A 15,991-nucleotide genomic window follows, 5' to 3' on the forward strand; every position below is an offset into this window, starting at 1 on the left:
CAGCTGCGCGGAAGGGTCTGCCCCATCGGACGGGTCTTCTTGCCCATCGCGACTTCGGGCAGCATAAGAGTGAGAGCCTTTCAAATCAATGAATCCGCACCGATTGGCGGAATAAGGAGATCAGCCTTGAATTACGAAACTCTTGTGACGGTGATGCGGCGCCTCGCGCTCGAGGCGGGCGACAAGATCATGGAGATCTACGAGTCCGACGATTTCGAGGTGAAGACCAAGTCCGACTCCAGCCCGGTGACCGAGGCCGACGAGGCGGCGGATGCGCTGATCTCGGTCGGACTGCGCGAGGCGTTCCCCGATGTGGCGCTAGTTACCGAAGAGCAGGCAGACAGCCATACCCTTGACGCGATGACCTTTCTTATTGTCGATCCGCTGGATGGCACCAAGGAATTCGTCAACCGGCGCGGGGATTTCACCGTCAACATCGCGCTGGTCGAAGAGGGCGTTCCGACGCGCGGCGTGGTCTATGCTCCGGCCAAGGGACGGATGTTCTACACCGACAGCGTCGGAAAGTCGATCGAAGAAACCGGCCCCTTCGACAAGGAGACCGTCGGCGAAACCGTGCCGCTGTCGGTCTCGAACGCCAATAATTCGGCGCTGATGGTGGTGGCCTCCAAGTCGCACCGCGACGAGGCAACCGATGCCTATATCGGCAAATACGCCGTGGAGGATTCCAAGAGCGCCGGATCGTCGCTGAAATTCTGCCTTGTCGCGACCGGTGAGGCCGATCTTTATCCGCGCCTCGGGCGGACGATGGAATGGGACACAGCCGCGGGCCATGCCGTGCTGAGTGGCGCGGGCGGTCGGGTCGTGCGGTTCGACGATCACACCCCGCTGGCCTATGGCAAGGCCGAGTTCGCCAACCCGTTCTTCATCGCCTACGCCCCGAGCGTCGAGCTGAAAGACGCCTGAATGCCCACGCCCTCGGCGCAGACGATTGCGGCCAGCATCGTGATCGTCAGCCGGGGGCGACCCGATGCGCTGCGGCTCTGCCTTGCGGGGATCGCGCAGCTTGATCATCCTCAGTTCGAGGTGATCGTGGTGGCCTGCCCGGCTGGCATGGCGATGCTGGGCGAGCATCCCCAACGGGCGCTGATCAAGGCCATCGCGTTTGACCGGGCCAATATCTCGGAAGCGCGCAATCTCGGCATCGCAGTTGCCGCGGGCGAGGTCATCGCCTTCATCGACGACGATGCGGTGCCCGAACCGACCTGGCTGGCGCATCTGCTTGGCCCTTTCGCCGATCCGCAAGTGGCTGCCGCCGGGGGCTATGTGCGTGGGCGCAACGGCATTTCCTTCCAATGGCGCGCCCGCTGCGTGCAGGGCAGCGGCGAAGATGCACCGCTGCACATTGCTGGCGACGCGCCGGCCCGCCCCGCCCTGCCCGATGGGGCCGCGCTGAAGCTTCAGGGCACCAACATGGCGCATCGCCGCACGGTGCTGGCGGCAATGGGCGGCTTTGATCCGGCCTTCCGCTTTTATCTCGACGAGACCGACCTTGATATGCGCCACGCGGCGCGCGGGCATATCTCGGTCGTGGTGCCTTTGGCCGAGGTGCATCACGGCTATGCCGAAAGCCCTCGGCGCAGCGCGCGCCGCGTGCCGCGCGATCTGACCGAGATCGGAGCGTCGATGGCGTGCTTCCTTGCCCGCCACTGCCCCGAGCAGGATCGCGGCGTGGCGTGGCAACGATTTCGCGACGGGCAGCAACACAGGTTGGCCGCGCTTGTCGCGCGCCGGGCGCTGCGCCGTGACGACATGCAGGGTTTGCTGCGCGGGCTGGATCAAGGCTTTGCCCAAGGTGCGAATCGCAGCGCCGCGCCGCTCGCAGCGATCCCGGCGGCGGGGGCGGCTTTCCTGCCCTTTCCCGGGCGTCCCGGCGCCAGTCGCAGCGTTTTGTTGGGGCGATTGTGGAACCGCCGCGCCCTGCGGCGCGAGGCCGCGCACCGCGCCGCGCAGGGCGAGATCGTCAGCGTCTTCCGCTTCACCCACACCGCGCTGCCTCACCGGCTGCGCTTTGACGCCGGGGGTTACTGGGAACAGACCGGTGGTCTTTGGGGCCGCAGTGACAGGGGCGGACCACGCTTTGTCGCGACGCTGTTCCGGGCGCGACTGAACGCCGAGATTACACGAGTGGCGAAAATTCGAGGTTTGCGCACGCCAAGCGATCACTAAGCAGAATATGATCGCCCAGCGGGAAGCCGCAGGCTATTTGCCCTGTTTTCTCGTTAAAAGAGACGTGCTAGTAAATTGGCGAAACCGTATCCTCGACACGCGAGGCTTTCGGATTATTTCAAGGAGCAAACCGTTATGCGCAACAAGGTGACCAAGGCGATTTTTCCAGTCGCCGGTCTCGGCACAAGGTTCCTGCCGGCAACGAAGTCCGTTCCGAAGGAAATCATGACCCTGGTCGACCGCCCGCTGGTGCAGTACGCCATCGACGAAGCCCGCGCTGCGGGCATCAAGGAATTCATCTTCGTGACTTCGCGCGGCAAAAGCGCGCTTGAAGATTATTTCGATGTTGCTCCCCATCTCGAGGCCGACCTGAAGGCCAAGGGCAAGGACAAGCTTCTCGAGATCCTCGAACATACCAACATGGACTCGGGCGAGATCGCCTATATCCGCCAGCACAAGGCGCTTGGCCTTGGGCACGCGGTCTGGTGCGCTCGCCGCCTGATCGGCGACGAGCCCTTTGCGGTGATTCTGCCCGATGACGTGATCGCGGCGGACAAACCCTGCCTTCAGCAGATGATCGAAAGCTACGAAGAAGTCGGCGGCAACATGGTCGCTGCGATGGAAGTGCCCGCCAGCCAGGCCAGCAGCTATGGCATCCTCGACGTTCAGGAAGACATGGGCAGCCTCGTGTCGGTCAAAGGCATGGTCGAAAAGCCCAAAGCTGGCACCGCGCCGTCGAACCTTGCGGTGATCGGCCGTTACATCCTGTCGCCGAAGATCCTTGAAAACCTCGAGAACAAGGAAACCGGCGCGGGCGGCGAGATTCAGCTGACCGACGCCATCGCCAAGCAGATCGGCGATGAGACCAACGGTGTCTATGGCTACCGCTTCAACGGTCAGCGCTACGATTGCGGCTCCAAGGCGGGCTTCCTTCAGGCGACTGTGGCCTTTGGCCTCGAGCGCGAAGAGCTTCGCGATGATCTGGCCGCCTACCTTCACGAGGTCGTCGCGGCGCGCAAGGCGGCCCAGTAACGCCTCATGACCCATGTATTGGTTACCGGGGGTGCGGGCTATATCGGCTCGCACGCCTGCAAGGCGCTGAAAGCGGCGGGCTATACGCCCGTCACATACGACAACCTCGTGACCGGCTGGCGGGATTCGGTCAAGTTCGGCCCGTTCGAGCAAGGAGACCTGTCTGACCGGGCAAAACTGGACGCGGTCTTCGCCAAGTACCAGCCGGTGGCGGTGATGCATTTCGCCGCCCTGAGTCAGGTTGGCGAAGCGATGTCCGAGCCGGGGCGCTACTGGCGCAACAACGTCGAGGGCTCGCTGACCCTGATCGAAGCGGCCTGCGCCGCTGGCTGCCTGAATTTTGTGTTCTCATCGACCTGCGCGACCTATGGCGAGCATGACAACGTCGTGCTCGACGAGGCCACGCCGCAAGAGCCGCTGAATGCCTATGGCGCCTCCAAGCGCGCTGTCGAAAACATCCTGCGCGATTTCGAGGCCGCCTACGGGCTTCGGTCGGTGATCTTCCGCTATTTCAACGTGGCGGGCGCCGATCCCGAAGGCGAGGTCGGCGAGCATCATCGCCCCGAAACCCATCTGATTCCGGTGATGCTCGAAGCCATCGACGGCAAGCGCCCGGCGCTGACCATTCACGGCACCGATTACGACACGCCCGATGGCACCTGCATTCGCGATTACGTGCATGTCTGCGATCTCGTCGATGCGCATGTGCTGGGGCTGAAATGGCTGCGCGAGGACAAGGGCAGCCGGGTGTTCAACCTCGGCACCGGCACGGGGTTTTCCGTGCGCGAGGTCATCGACGCATCGCGCGCCGTGACCAACCGCGAAGTGCCCCATTCCGAAGGGCCGCGCCGCGCTGGCGATGCCACCAAGCTGGTGTCCGGCTCGACCCGCGCCGCCGGCGAACTGGGCTGGGAGCCGGCGCGTTCGACCATGCCGCAGATGATCGCGGATGCCTGGAACTGGCATCTGAATGGCCATTACGACGGCTAGACTTCTGGACCTGACGCGGCTGGTCTCACGGGTCGGCCGCGCCTTCACCGGCATTGACCGGGTGGAATACGCCTATCTTTCCAGACTGTTGTCCGAAGGCCCCCTGTGGGGGCTGGTGCGCACGCAGCTGGGCTATCTTCTGCTGGACAGATCGGGCTGCGCCGAGCTGAAGGCGTTGCTGGAGGGCAACGCCTTCCCCGCGCCGGACCTGCTGTCACGCCTGCGCAAGCGCGACAATCGGCGCGCCGGGGCCGAGACGGCCTTGCGCCGCGTCGCGGTGGCGCGCTGCCTGCCATCGGGGCTGCGGCGGATGTTGCGGGCGCTGCCCGAGAGCTGCACCTATCTCAACGTCGGGCACACGCTGTTCAGCGTCGACGCGCTGCGGGATCTGCGGGTGGTCGTGTTGCTGCATGATACCATCCCTCTCGATCACCCGGAGTTTACCCGAGGCGGCATGACCGAGCGGTTCACCGGGTTTCTCGACCGGGTCGGGCAATCTGCGGCGCTGGTGATCTGCAACTCGGCGCAGACGCAGGCGGATCTGGCGCGGCATCTTGCGTCGCCCCCGCCAAGCGTCGTGGCCCATCTGGGCGTCGATGTGGCGCGTCCCGGCCAGATACCCTCCGGCCCGTGGGTCGGGGCACCCTATTTCGTGGCGCTTGGAACCATTGAGCCGCGCAAGAACCACGCGCTGCTGCTTAACCTGTGGCAGCAGCGCGCATCCCGAAGCCATGACAGCCCCCCGCATTTGCTGATCTGCGGCGCGCGGGGCTGGGGCAATGCCGAGGTATTTGCCCGGCTCGATGCCGGGATTGCAGGGGTGCATGAATTGCCGGGCCTGCATGACCATGCTGTGGCCGCCTTGTTGCAAGGCAGCGCCGGGCTGCTGTTTCCAAGTCTCGCCGAGGGCTACGGCCTGCCCCCGATGGAAGCCGCCGCGCTGGGGGTGCCGGTGCTGGCCGCCGATCTGCCGGTGTTGCGCGAGGTGATAGGGGATATTCCCATTTACGCCGCGGTAGCCGATACATATCGTTGGGCGCAGGAAATCGACCGGCTGGCAGCGGATCGACAGGCAGGGTGTCACGAAAAAGGTTCAACGCGTGCGGCATTTTATCCGCCCACATGGGATGAACATTTCAAGTTCGTGTTAACCCTGATCTGATAGCCGGAAACCGATAGGTCGGAGAAACCGGCCGCAGTGAGGGCACGCTTTGGGTGCATGGCAGTCATATCGGCTGAGGCTTCAGCGCAAACGCTGGCGCATACGCGCCCTGCGCAAGTCGCGTGAACTCAGGCCGGTGATCAATCGCACCGGTCAGATCAGGCCTTCGGACCTTCTGGTTTTCTGCACCGCCCGGAACGAAGGCATCCGCCTGCCCTATTTCCTGCAGTATTACCGCGAGATGGGGGTCAACCACTTCTTCTTTGTCGACAATGACAGCAGCGATGGCTCGCTCGAATACCTGTCGCGGCAAGAGGATGTGTCGGTCTGGTCGACGCGTGGCAGCTACAAGCGCGCGCGCTTCGGGGTGGATTGGCTCAATCATCTGTTGCGCAAATACGCCCACGGGCATTGGGCGCTGACCGTCGATCCGGACGAATTCTTCCTCTACCCGTTCTGCGACACCCGCCCGCTGCGCGCCCTGACCGACTGGCTCGATGCCTCGTCGATCAAGAGCTTTTCCGCCATGCTGCTGGATATGTACCCCAAGGGGCGCATCGACGCGCAGCCCTACGTGGCCGGGCAGAACCCGCTTGAGATCGCGTCATGGTTCGACGCCGGAAATTACTCCATTGCCCGCAACAGGCGCTTCGGCAACCTGTGGATTCAGGGCGGCCCCCGGGCCCGCGTGTTCTTTGCCGACGCGCCGCAAAAGGCGCCGGCGCTCAACAAGATCCCGCTGGTGAAATGGGACAGGCGCTATGCCTATGTCAGTTCGACCCATATGCTGCTGCCACGCGGGCTGAACCTCGTCTATGACGAGTGGGGCGGCGAAAAGGCCAGCGGGCTGTTGTTGCACACAAAATTCCTCGACACCTTCGGGACCAAGGCCGCCGAAGAGCTTGAGCGCAAGCAGCATTACGCCGCGTCGGTCGAGTATCTCGCCTATCACAATGGGATCAAGGACAACCCCGATCTGTGGTGCCGATGGTCCGAGAAATACATCAACTGGCGACAGCTGGAAATCCTCGGATTGATGTCCAAGGGCAACTGGGCATGAGCGTCGGCATCGTGATGCTGGTGCACACGGCCTTTGACCGGGCCGAGCAGGTGGCCCGGCACTGGGTGCGCGCGGGCTGCCCGGTGGTGATCCATGTCGACAGCCAGGTTCCGGGACATATCTATCAGAGCTTTGTCGATGCGCTGTCGGATCTGCCCGAGGTGCTGTTTTCGCGCCGCCATCACTGCGAATGGGGCACATGGGGACTGGTGGCAGCCAGTCAGGATGCCTCCGAGCTGCTCCTGCACCGGTTTCCGGCGATCCGGCATGTCTATCTCAGCTCTGGCTCCTGCCTGCCGCTGCGCCCGGTCGAAGAGCTGATCGATTACCTCGACGAGCGCCCCCGCACCGATTTCATCGAAAGCGCGACCACCGCCGATGTGCCCTGGACGGTGGGCGGGCTTGATCACGAGCGATTCACCCTGCTGTTCCCGTTCTCATGGCGGTCGAACCGCTATCTTTTCGACAGGTTCGTCGATCTGCAACGTCGCTGCGGCTTTGGCCGGCGCATTCCCAAAGGCATCACGCCGCATATGGGTAGCCAGTGGTGGTGCCTCACCCGGCAGACGTTGAGCGCGATCCTGCAAGACCCGGACCGCAGCCGCTTTGATCGCTATTTCCGCCGGGTCTGGATTCCGGACGAAAGCTATTTCCAGACGCTGGCTCGGCTGTATGCGACCAATATCGAAAGCCGGTCCCTGACCCTGTCAAAGTTCGATTTTCAGGGAAAGCCGCATATCTTTTACGACGATCACCTGCAATTGCTGCGCCGCTCGGACTGCTTTGTCGCCCGCAAAATCTGGCCGCATGCAGAACGGCTGTATCAGGCCTTTCTGACCGATGACACCGGCGCCGAGAACCGGCAAGAACCGAACCCCGGTAAGATCGACCGGATCTTTGCCAAAGCGGTCGATCGGCGGACCCGTGGGCGCGCCGGTCTGTATATGCAGTCGCGGTTCCCCAACCACGGCTGGGAGAATGGGACAACCGCTTGGAAATACTCGGTGTTTCAGGGATTCAGCGATCTCTTCAAGGATTTCGACGGCTGGCTGGCGCGCTCCACCGGGGCGCAGGTGCACGGCCATCTGTTTGCCCCGGAGCGGGCGGAATTTGCGCAGGGACAGACGGTGATAAACGGCGCGCTGCCCGACACGGCCGCGCTGCGCGATGCCAACCCACGGGCGTTTCTGACCAATCTGTTATGGAATACACGGGGCGAACGGCAGTGTTTTCAACACGGCCCGCATGACACGCCCGACATCGTCTGGCACCTTGCGCGCGATCCCAATGCGCAGATCAGCGTGATCTCGGGGGCTTGGGCGGTGCCCTTGTTCAAATCCAACGCCAATTTCGCCGATCTGCGCGCCGAGGCTGCCTTGCTGCAAAAAACCGAAAGCAGCATGCTCGACCAGCTACGCTCGCCCGAGGCCAAGGCCCGAATCCGGATCTGGACCATGGCGGAATTCATCGAAGCGCCGATGGAACCGCTTCAGGTGCTGATCGACGAAATCGGCCAGCGCACGCCGCGCCGCCTTGCCGAAGCCCCGGTGATGGAGGATCTGACCGGCTTTGGACAATTCCTGCAAAACCTCAAGAATCAGGGGATGCACCCGTATCTGATGGGCGATTTTCCGGTGGAACCGGTGCCGCGCAACAGCCGTGGCAAACGCCGCAAGCCCTATCTTGTGAAGAGCTGAGTTCCTATGACCGACCGCTTCGACAGTTTCGTCGTCTTTGCCGAGATGCGCACCGGCTCGAATTTTCTCGAGGCGAACCTGAACGCCTTTGACGGGCTGAGCTGTCTGGGCGAGGTCTTCAACCCGCATTTCATCGGCTACCCGAACAGCACGGAGGTGCTGGGCATCACGCAAGAGCGTCGCGATCAGGATCCGATGCTTCTGCTGAACCGCATCCGTGAGCGGATGCCCGACGGTATTGGCGGCTTTCGATTCTTTCACGACCATGACCCGCGGGTGCTGCCGGCGATCCTCGAAGATGAACGCTGCGCCAAGATCGTGCTGACGCGCAACCCGGTCGACAGCTATGTCAGCTGGAAGATCGCGCAGGCCACCGGGCAGTGGAAGCTGACCAATGTAGCAAAGCGCAAGGAATCGCGGGTGCGCTTCGATGCGCCCGAATTCGAAGCGCATCTCGAGGCGTTGCAGGCCTTTCAGATGACGCTGATGAGCGCGTTGCAGGTCAGCGGGCAGACGGCGTTCTACGTCGCCTACGAGGATCTGCAGGATGTGCAGGTGATGAACGGGCTGGCGCGCTGGCTGGGCGTGCCCGCGCGGCTTGACGGTCTGACCGCCTCGCTGAAACGGCAGAACCCGGAGCCGGTCGCCGAGAAGGTGCTGAATTTCGACGAGATGGAAGGCGCGCTTGCACGGCTCGACCGGTTTAACCTGACCCGAACCCCGAATTTCGAGCCTCGGCGCGGGCCGCAAGTTCCGAGCTATCTTGGCGGCGCAACAACGCCTCTGCTGTTCATGCCGATCAAGTCTGGGCCCGAAGCGGCGGTGACGCGCTGGCTCTGCGCGCTCGATGGGGTGGAGGAAGACGCGCTTGCGCGCGGGTTCAGCCAGAAGACCCTGCGCCAGTGGAAGCGCGACCGCGAGGGGCATCGCAGCTTTACCGTGGTAAGGCACCCCCTGGCGCGAGCGCATGATGCGTTCTGTTCCAAGGTGCTGACCACCGGGCCGGGGAGCTATGCGGGCATTCGCCGGACCCTGCGGCGCGCCCACGCGCTGCCGATCCCCGAGGAAGAGCCGGGCGCGGATTACAGCGCCTCGGCCCATCGTGAGGCGTTCGAGGCGTTTTTGCTGTTCCTGAAGGCGAACCTTGCGGGGCAGACCGCGGTGCGGATCGACGGGCATTGGGCAAGTCAGACGCAGGTGATTCACGGCATGTCAGAGCTTGTCGTACCCGACATGGTGGTGCGTGAGGACGAGATGCTGGCCTATCTGCCAGCGCTGGCCTTGCAGGTCGGCCATACGGCCCCGCCCGACCCGGAGAAGGTTCCGGTTGCAGCGCCTTATGCGCTGGCAGAGATCTATGATGATCGGCTCGAAGCGGCGGCGCGCGACGCCTATGCCCGCGATTACCTGATGTTCGGCTTCGCAGACTGGGGCTAACGCTTGCGTCCGCAGCCGGTGGGGGCCAGCCCCCACACCCCCGGAGTTTACCGGCAAGATGAAGGGGGGCCCTCGCGCCTGACCAGCGGCGCTATGCTGCCTGGGAGGAGCGGTCTTCGGTCAGGATGGCGTGCAGCGTGGCCGGGTCTGGATTGGCGCGCAGCTTGTTGCACAGACCGGCGTCGCGCAGGGTGCGCGAGACCAGGGCGAGGGCCTTGAGATGCTCGACCCCGGCATCTTCGGGCGCGAAGAGCGCCAGAATCAGATCGACGGGTTGGCGGTCGACGGATTCGAATTCGACCGGCTTTTCCAGCAGGATGAAGACACCGCGCACCTCATCGATGCCGTGAAGACGGGCATGGGGCAAGGCAACGCCATGTCCCACGCCAGTGGGCCCGAGGCTTTCACGCTCCATCAGCGCCTCGACGACGCGAGGCGCTTTCAGGGAGTATGCAGTTTCAGCCAACTCGGCGATGTCATGCATCAACCGTTTCTTGCTGCTGGCCGCGGCGACCACCTTGACCGCTTGCGGACTCAGAAGTTCCAGAAAGGTCATAGACCGCCTTTCGCTGTCTGCTCATGGGCGCGCTGGCCTCGGGGCGCGACCCGTTCGTTACGGATCGATCCAGCCGATGTTGCCATCGTCGCGACGATACACGACGTTCACGCCATCCTTTTTCTCGTTCCGGAAGACCAGCACGGGGGCACCGGCCAGTTCCATCTGCATAACGGCTTCACCGACCGACAGCGAGGGGATCTTGGCTTCCATCTCGGCCACGATGATCGGTTGCAGCGAGTCCGGCTCATCAGCTTCTGAGTCGGTCTCGCCGGCGAGGATATACGAGGAGCCCCCGAAGAGTTCAACGGGCTCTACGCGATCCTTGTGATGGTCTTTGAGACGGCGCTTGTAACGACGCAGCTGCTTGTCGATCTTTTCGATGCAATCGTCGAACGAGGCGTAGATCTCGGTTGCCCGGCCCTTGGCCGAAGCATTCAACCCGGTCGACAGATGGATGGTGACTTCGCATATGAATTCATGCGCGCTCTTGGAAAAGGTGATCTGTGCGTCGGTCGCGCGGGAGGAATATTTATCCATCACCGGAGCGAGCTCGGTTTTCACATGAGTTTGCAGCGCTTCGCCGATGTCGATCTGCTTACCCGTGATCTGATAGCGCATATTGGTTCCTTCTCTTCTTTTGGACCCGTCGCCCTTCCGCTTGCTGCGGATGAGTCACGTGGGTACGAGCCGGGAAAGACACAAGGCCGTTGCGATCGGTGCCCGGGCCTCCCTCTCCTCAGGGGCCTCTTGTAGGGCCTGCAAGACGGCGATGCGTCATGACCTGATTTGACTTCAGACTCGGGCTGAGTGTCAATGATCTGTCGCAAACCATGGCCTGCCGACTGCCGACAAAGCGAAGGAACATCCAAGGCGCGCCTAGCCGAAGCGGAAATTCTCGCCCAGGTAAACCCTGCGCACGTTTTCGTTCTGCACCACCTCGGCGGGGGTGCCGGACATCAGCACCTTGCCGTCATGCAGGATATAGGCGCGGTCGACGATCTCGAGCGTTTCGCGCACGTTGTGATCGGTGATCAGCACGCCGATGCCGCGAGTCTTGAGATCGGCGACGAGGTGGCGGATATCGCCGACGCTGATCGGGTCGACCCCGGCGAAGGGCTCGTCGAGCAGCAGGTATTTCGGATCGGCCGCAAGGCAGCGGGCGATTTCCACGCGGCGGCGCTCACCGCCCGACAGCGCCAGCGCCGGGGCGCGGCGCAGGTGTTCGATGGAAAATTCGCCGAGCAGTTCTTCGAGCCGTTCGCGGCGCCGGGTCGCATCGGGTTCGACGATGTCGAGCACCGAGGAAATGTTGTCTTCGACCGACAGGCCGCGAAAGATCGACATTTCCTGCGGCAGATAGCCGATGCCAAGCCGCGCCCGACGATACATCGGCAGCCAAGTCGCATCGCGCCCGTCGATGGTGACCTGCCCGCTTTCGGGGTTCACCAGACCTGCCACCGCGTAGAATGTCGTGGTCTTGCCCGACCCGTTGGGGCCGAGCAGCGCCACCACCTCGCCCCGGTCGAGCGACAGGGTCACGTCGCGGATCACCACACGCTTGCGATAGCTCTTGCGCAGATGCTGGACGCGCAGGCCGCTGTCTGCGTCGGTGACGGTCAGTTCCGGAAGGGCCATGCTTACCGCCCGTCGGCAGCGTTGCCGATGACGGTTTTCACCCGGCCACTCATCTGCGCCGTTCCCGCGTCAAGATCGACCTCCATCCGTTCAGAGGTCAGCACATTCTGGCCCTGTGTCAGCAGCACGTTGCCCGTCATGACGATGGTGCCCGCGTCGATGCTGTAATCCGCGCGCTCGGCCTCGGCAGCATCGTCGCCGCTGACCACGGTCACACCGCCGGTGGCTTCCATGCGCTCGATGCTGCTTTCGTCCTCGGTGTAGATGATCAGCACGCGGGGCGCGGCAAGGCGCATCTCGCCCTGCCCGATCACCACATTGCCGCTATACAGCGCCGTGCCGTCGGACTGGTTGACCTGAAGCTGATCGGCGCTGACCTCGACCGGCGCGCTGGTATCCTGCTTGGTGCCGCCGAAGGCCACATTGGTGCCTTGCGCCGCAACCGGCCCCGCAAGGGCAATGAAAATGGCGGCGATCAGCGTACGGTACATCGGCATAGCCCTCATGGATCTTGCGGGTCATATACCAGCTTTATGCCGCCGGTGAAAAGCAGTTGCACATCGCCCGTGCTCGCATCCGACGCGATCACCAGCTTTCCCGCGGTGAAACGCCCCGCCGGACCGGTGCCGCTGACCGGGGCCAGCGTCTGTGCATCGATGCGGTCGATGGCGCTCACCATGTGCTCAGTGTCCATGACATAGCCGGTCGAGCTTTCGATCCGCACCGCGCCTTGCAGGTCTGCGGTCATGGCGCCGCTGTCGATGCGGGCCTCTTGGGCACGCAGGGCAAGGCTGCTGCCATCGGCCATGTCGAGCTGTGCGTCGAGCCGGTTCGCCAGCATCTGCTGCGCCTCATCCCCAAGCGGTTCGACCGTGTCGGCGGTAAAGCGCAGCTGGTCGCCGTCTTGCGTGGTGCCGATATACACAGGTGCAACGATCTGTTCGCGGGCGCCCGAGGGGGCATCGCCCTCAACCACCGGCAGCGTGCTCACCGGCGCGCTGCCACGCGGCAGCAGGAACAGCGTCGACAGCATCACCAGCGCGACCAGCGGCAGCAGCAGCTTCAGCCAGCCAATCAGCCGCGTGTAGGAATCTCCGCGCCGGACCATGGCTCAGCTATGCGCAAAGATGTCGGTGTCGGCCCAGCCCGCAAGGTCGAGCCGCGCCCGCATCGGCAGGAAGTCGAAACAGGACTGCGCCATGTCGCTGCGCCCCTCGCGCTCGAGCCGGGCGATCAGAACCTCGCGCAGGCGGTGAAGGTGCAGCACGTCCGATGCGGCATAATCAAGCTGCGCCTTGCTCAGCTCCGCCGCGCCCCAGTCGCTGGATTGCTGCTGTTTCGAGATATCGACGCCCAGCAACTCCTGCGTCAGGTTCCGCAGCCCGTGACGATCAGTATAGGTGCGCACCAGACGGCTGGCGATCTTGGTGCACCAGACCGGCTGCGCCAGCGTGCCAAAGGCATGATACATCGCGGCGATATCGAAGCGTCCGTAATGGAACAGCTTGAGCACCTGCGCATCGGCCAGCAGGCGGCACAGGTTCGGGGCTTCGGTCTGGCCGCGAGCGATCTGAACAAGATGCGCATCGCCGTCGCCCGCCGAAAGCTGCACGACGCACAGCCGGTCGCGACGGGGGTCGAGCCCCATCGTCTCGCAGTCGATGGCAACGACCGGCCCGAGGTCCAGCGTGTCTGGCAGATCCTGCCTGTGAAGATGAATGGCCATGCACGCCGCCCCAAGTTGCCGCACCGAGATATGCAGGCTGCACGACTCATGCAACCAAAAGCCGGGAAAAGGATTCGGAAACCATGTCTCAATCGGGCGATCAGTCGACGCAATGTGGCGCGATTCGGCTCGAGTTAGGCGAAAGCTGGGCGGTCGGTGGTCATCACTTAGGCACAGCCCATCACGGATTGTCTCTACCTGTAACATTTCGTTATCGACAATGTTCTCGCGGAGCGTGTCGATCAGCCGGCAGCGCTTGCGATCCACTTGGCGTCGCAGACGATCAGGCCACGTCCGCGCAACGAAGATACGGTAGCCGGATTGTTTCCACCCCGGCTCGACCGGCCCTCGCCCAGGCTCGTATCTGACCGCTCTCCGCCGCCCCGAGCCCAGATTTTTCCGCGCTGCAGCATGAATTTGCCGGTTTTGGCACCGGTATTGTTTCCGCCCAAAGACCGCCCGTCTCCAAAAGCATGGCGGACGATTCTATTCAAACGCCCGGTATTGCGAGGCGGCTATTCATTTAAAATAGGTTAACCGCGGATTTACATCTGCCCGCAAGAATCAACCACAAGCTGTTCATAAAAGCGTCGGTTGACCCCAGCGAAGTCGCGGCGCATAAACATAAAAGTCGATCGAATGAACACATTCCGGTCACAGAACTTGATTATCACAACGGCACCGGGGGGTTGGTGCCATCACTCGGGAGCTTATGGCGAGTTCACTGCAATCTTGACCGGCGCATTGTCGGAAATCCCCGACCTCTCCAGAGGATAAACCTGAGCCCGGCTTTGGCCGAACTATGCGCTCGGCTGTTTTTCTGGAAGAGACCCGGAGGCGCAGGCCCTTTCCGTTTCCCGTCGATGCAATACCTCTGGGAGGTCACGTTGACACTGCATATTCGACAACCGGTCATCACGGCCGAATTCGACAGGCTGATTGAAGACACGCTGCTCAAGGCTCCGCGTGCGCAGTTTTACCGCGACTTCGGCAAGCGGAGCCTTGATGTCGCCATCGTGCTTCTTGGGGCCGTGCCCGTTGTTCTGGTGACGCTGGTTCTGGCGGCGCTGATCGCGCTTGATGGCAAGTCGCCGTTCTTCCTGCAAAAGCGGGTCGGGCGTCATGGCCGGATCTTCTACATGTGGAAGCTGCGCTCGATGGTCGCCGATGCGGAATCGCGGCTGGAGGCGCATCTGGCCTCGGATCCTGCCGCTCGTGCCGAATGGGACCGCAACCAGAAGCTTCGCAACGACCCGCGCATCACGGTGGTTGGTCGCATCATCCGCAAGACATCGCTGGACGAGTTGCCGCAGCTGTTCAACGTCCTGCGCGGCGACATGAGCCTTGTCGGCCCGCGCCCGATGCTGGTGTCGCAGCAGGAGCTGTATCCAGGCACCGCCTATTACGCGCTGCGCCCCGGCATCACCGGCTTCTGGCAGATCTCTGTCCGCAACGAATCGAGCTTTGCTGAACGGGCCGGGTTCGACACCGATTACCTGCGTCAGGTGTCGCTTGGCACCGACCTGTCGGTGATCGCGAAAACCTTCCGCGTCGTTCTGCACGGCACCGGCTGCTGAACTCTCTCTCTTCAAAGCTCACGACAGACCCCCGGCCCTTGCGCCGGGGGTTTTTCGTTTACGCCAGATACCCCCACCCGTCTGCCCACGCAGCCTTTCTACCTGCCCGCAAGGGCACAGGCCTACGGTATCGCTAGGGCGATGCCCCATGAGGCCGATGCGTCCCGAATGCAAAAACGCGCCGCGGGTGGGCCGCGGCGCGTCATGTCAGCGAGGCCCGAAAGGCTTAGCTAGCGTTCGGCAGGATCACGATTTCGACTCGGCGGTTCTGCTGCTTGCCCTCTGCGGTCAGGTTCGACGCGATGGGCTGGTTTTCGCCGCGACCGATCGACTGGATACGGTAAGACGGCACGCCTTCGGACATCAGCACCGAAGCCACGGACTGCGCCCGGCGCTGCGAGAGCTGCTGGTTGTAGCCCGCATCGCCATCGCTGTCGGTGTGGCCGATGACCTGCACCGTGGTGTTGGGATATTCCAGCAGCGAGCGGCCCACGGTGTGCAGATCGGCCTGAAGGTCGGGGCGCAGCGATGCGCTGTCGGTGGCGAACAGGATGTCCTGCGGCAGCGTCACGATCAGCCGGTCGCCGGTGTTGTTGATCCCGACATTGTTGCCCAGCTGCTGGCGCAGCGCGGCTTCCTGCTTGTCGAGGTTGTTGCCGATCAGACCGCCCGCCGCCGCGCCGACGGCAGCGCCAACGAGGGTGTTCTTGACGGTGTCATTGTTGTTGCCGCCCAGAATGCGGCCCGCCGCGGCCCCGCCCAGCGCGCCGATCACCGCACCCGACTTGGCGCGTGCGTTGGGATCGCTGTCGTCAATCAGCGTAATATCGCTACAGGCCGCCAGCGCCAGCGCGGCGGTGAGCGTCAGGAAAATCGGTTTGGTTGCCCGGATCATGAAAAGCCTCTCCTCATGGTATGCAGTCCCCAGA

General features: G+C 63.2%; 16 protein-coding genes. 9 read left to right on the forward strand and 7 right to left on the reverse strand.

The window, feature by feature from the left end:
• Positions 1-126: 126 nt before the first annotated feature.
• From cysQ to Q4543_RS01890, 8 genes are all read left to right on the forward strand, one after another.
• Positions 127-924, forward strand: coding sequence for a 3'(2'),5'-bisphosphate nucleotidase CysQ (gene cysQ / locus Q4543_RS01855; RefSeq protein ID WP_303436035.1), 798 nt, complete (start codon positions 127-129; stop codon positions 922-924).
• Complete coding sequence (locus Q4543_RS01860; RefSeq protein WP_303436037.1) at positions 925-2,187, forward strand: glycosyltransferase family 2 protein; 1,263 nt, start codon at positions 925-927, stop codon at positions 2,185-2,187.
• 135 nt (positions 2,188-2,322) lie between these two features.
• Positions 2,323-3,219, forward strand: coding sequence for a UTP--glucose-1-phosphate uridylyltransferase GalU (gene galU / locus Q4543_RS01865; RefSeq protein WP_216002217.1), 897 nt, complete (start codon positions 2,323-2,325; stop codon positions 3,217-3,219).
• Positions 3,220-3,225: 6 nt separating this feature from the next.
• Entirely contained in the window at positions 3,226-4,209 is a 984-nt protein-coding gene (gene galE, locus Q4543_RS01870; RefSeq protein ID WP_303436039.1) for a UDP-glucose 4-epimerase GalE, read from the forward strand.
• Positions 4,190-5,371, forward strand: coding sequence for a glycosyltransferase family 1 protein (locus Q4543_RS01875; protein ID WP_303436041.1), 1,182 nt, complete (start codon positions 4,190-4,192; stop codon positions 5,369-5,371). Before galE ends, Q4543_RS01875 begins: the two co-directional genes overlap by 20 nt.
• A gap of 73 nt (positions 5,372-5,444) precedes the next feature.
• The gene (locus Q4543_RS01880; RefSeq protein WP_303436136.1) at positions 5,445-6,431 is read left to right on the forward strand and encodes a glycosyltransferase family 2 protein; all 987 of its coding nucleotides are present in this window, start codon (positions 5,445-5,447) and stop codon (positions 6,429-6,431) included.
• A complete protein-coding gene (locus Q4543_RS01885; RefSeq protein WP_303436043.1) occupies positions 6,428-8,128 on the forward strand; it encodes a beta-1,6-N-acetylglucosaminyltransferase in 1,701 nt (566 codons plus the stop codon). The genes Q4543_RS01880 and Q4543_RS01885 overlap by 4 nt, the downstream gene beginning before the upstream one ends.
• A gap of 6 nt (positions 8,129-8,134) precedes the next feature.
• Entirely contained in the window at positions 8,135-9,565 is a 1,431-nt protein-coding gene (locus tag Q4543_RS01890) for a nodulation protein NodH (protein ID WP_303436045.1), read from the forward strand.
• A gap of 91 nt (positions 9,566-9,656) precedes the next feature.
• Here the strand turns inward: Q4543_RS01890 and Q4543_RS01895 are convergent, their stop codons facing one another.
• The 6 genes from Q4543_RS01895 to Q4543_RS01920 all read right to left on the reverse strand — a co-directional run bounded on the left by Q4543_RS01895 (position 9,657) and on the right by Q4543_RS01920 (position 13,485).
• Positions 9,657-10,121 carry a PTS sugar transporter subunit IIA gene (locus Q4543_RS01895; RefSeq protein WP_303436047.1) on the reverse strand — a complete coding sequence of 155 codons (465 nt, stop codon included), beginning with the start codon at positions 10,119-10,121 and terminating at the stop codon, positions 9,657-9,659.
• A 57-nt stretch (positions 10,122-10,178) separates the two neighbouring features.
• Complete coding sequence (gene raiA / locus Q4543_RS01900; protein ID WP_216002210.1) at positions 10,179-10,742, reverse strand: ribosome-associated translation inhibitor RaiA; 564 nt, start codon at positions 10,740-10,742, stop codon at positions 10,179-10,181.
• A 258-nt stretch (positions 10,743-11,000) separates the two neighbouring features.
• Positions 11,001-11,759 carry an LPS export ABC transporter ATP-binding protein gene (gene lptB, locus Q4543_RS01905; RefSeq protein ID WP_303436050.1) on the reverse strand — a complete coding sequence of 253 codons (759 nt, stop codon included), beginning with the start codon at positions 11,757-11,759 and terminating at the stop codon, positions 11,001-11,003.
• A gap of 2 nt (positions 11,760-11,761) precedes the next feature.
• Positions 11,762-12,250 (reverse strand): lipopolysaccharide transport periplasmic protein LptA, encoded by a 489-nt coding sequence (gene lptA, locus Q4543_RS01910; protein WP_216002208.1) that lies wholly within the window; start codon positions 12,248-12,250, stop codon positions 11,762-11,764.
• An 11-nt stretch (positions 12,251-12,261) separates the two neighbouring features.
• Positions 12,262-12,867, reverse strand: a complete 606-nt coding sequence (gene lptC, locus Q4543_RS01915) for an LPS export ABC transporter periplasmic protein LptC (protein ID WP_303436053.1) — start codon at positions 12,865-12,867, stop codon at positions 12,262-12,264.
• Between the two features lie 3 nt (positions 12,868-12,870).
• Positions 12,871-13,485 (reverse strand): ribonuclease D, encoded by a 615-nt coding sequence (locus tag Q4543_RS01920; protein WP_216002206.1) that lies wholly within the window; start codon positions 13,483-13,485, stop codon positions 12,871-12,873.
• Positions 13,486-14,372: 887 nt separating this feature from the next.
• Here Q4543_RS01920 and Q4543_RS01925 point away from each other — a divergent pair.
• Complete coding sequence (locus Q4543_RS01925; RefSeq protein WP_216002205.1) at positions 14,373-15,062, forward strand: sugar transferase; 690 nt, start codon at positions 14,373-14,375, stop codon at positions 15,060-15,062.
• Between the two features lie 226 nt (positions 15,063-15,288).
• Here the strand turns inward: Q4543_RS01925 and Q4543_RS01930 are convergent, their stop codons facing one another.
• A complete protein-coding gene (locus Q4543_RS01930; protein WP_216002204.1) occupies positions 15,289-15,957 on the reverse strand; it encodes an OmpA family protein in 669 nt (222 codons plus the stop codon).
• Between the last annotated feature and the right edge of the window lie 34 nt (positions 15,958-15,991).

Source organism: Salipiger sp. 1_MG-2023 (assembly GCF_030547555.1).
Classification (GTDB): domain Bacteria; phylum Pseudomonadota; class Alphaproteobacteria; order Rhodobacterales; family Rhodobacteraceae; genus Salipiger.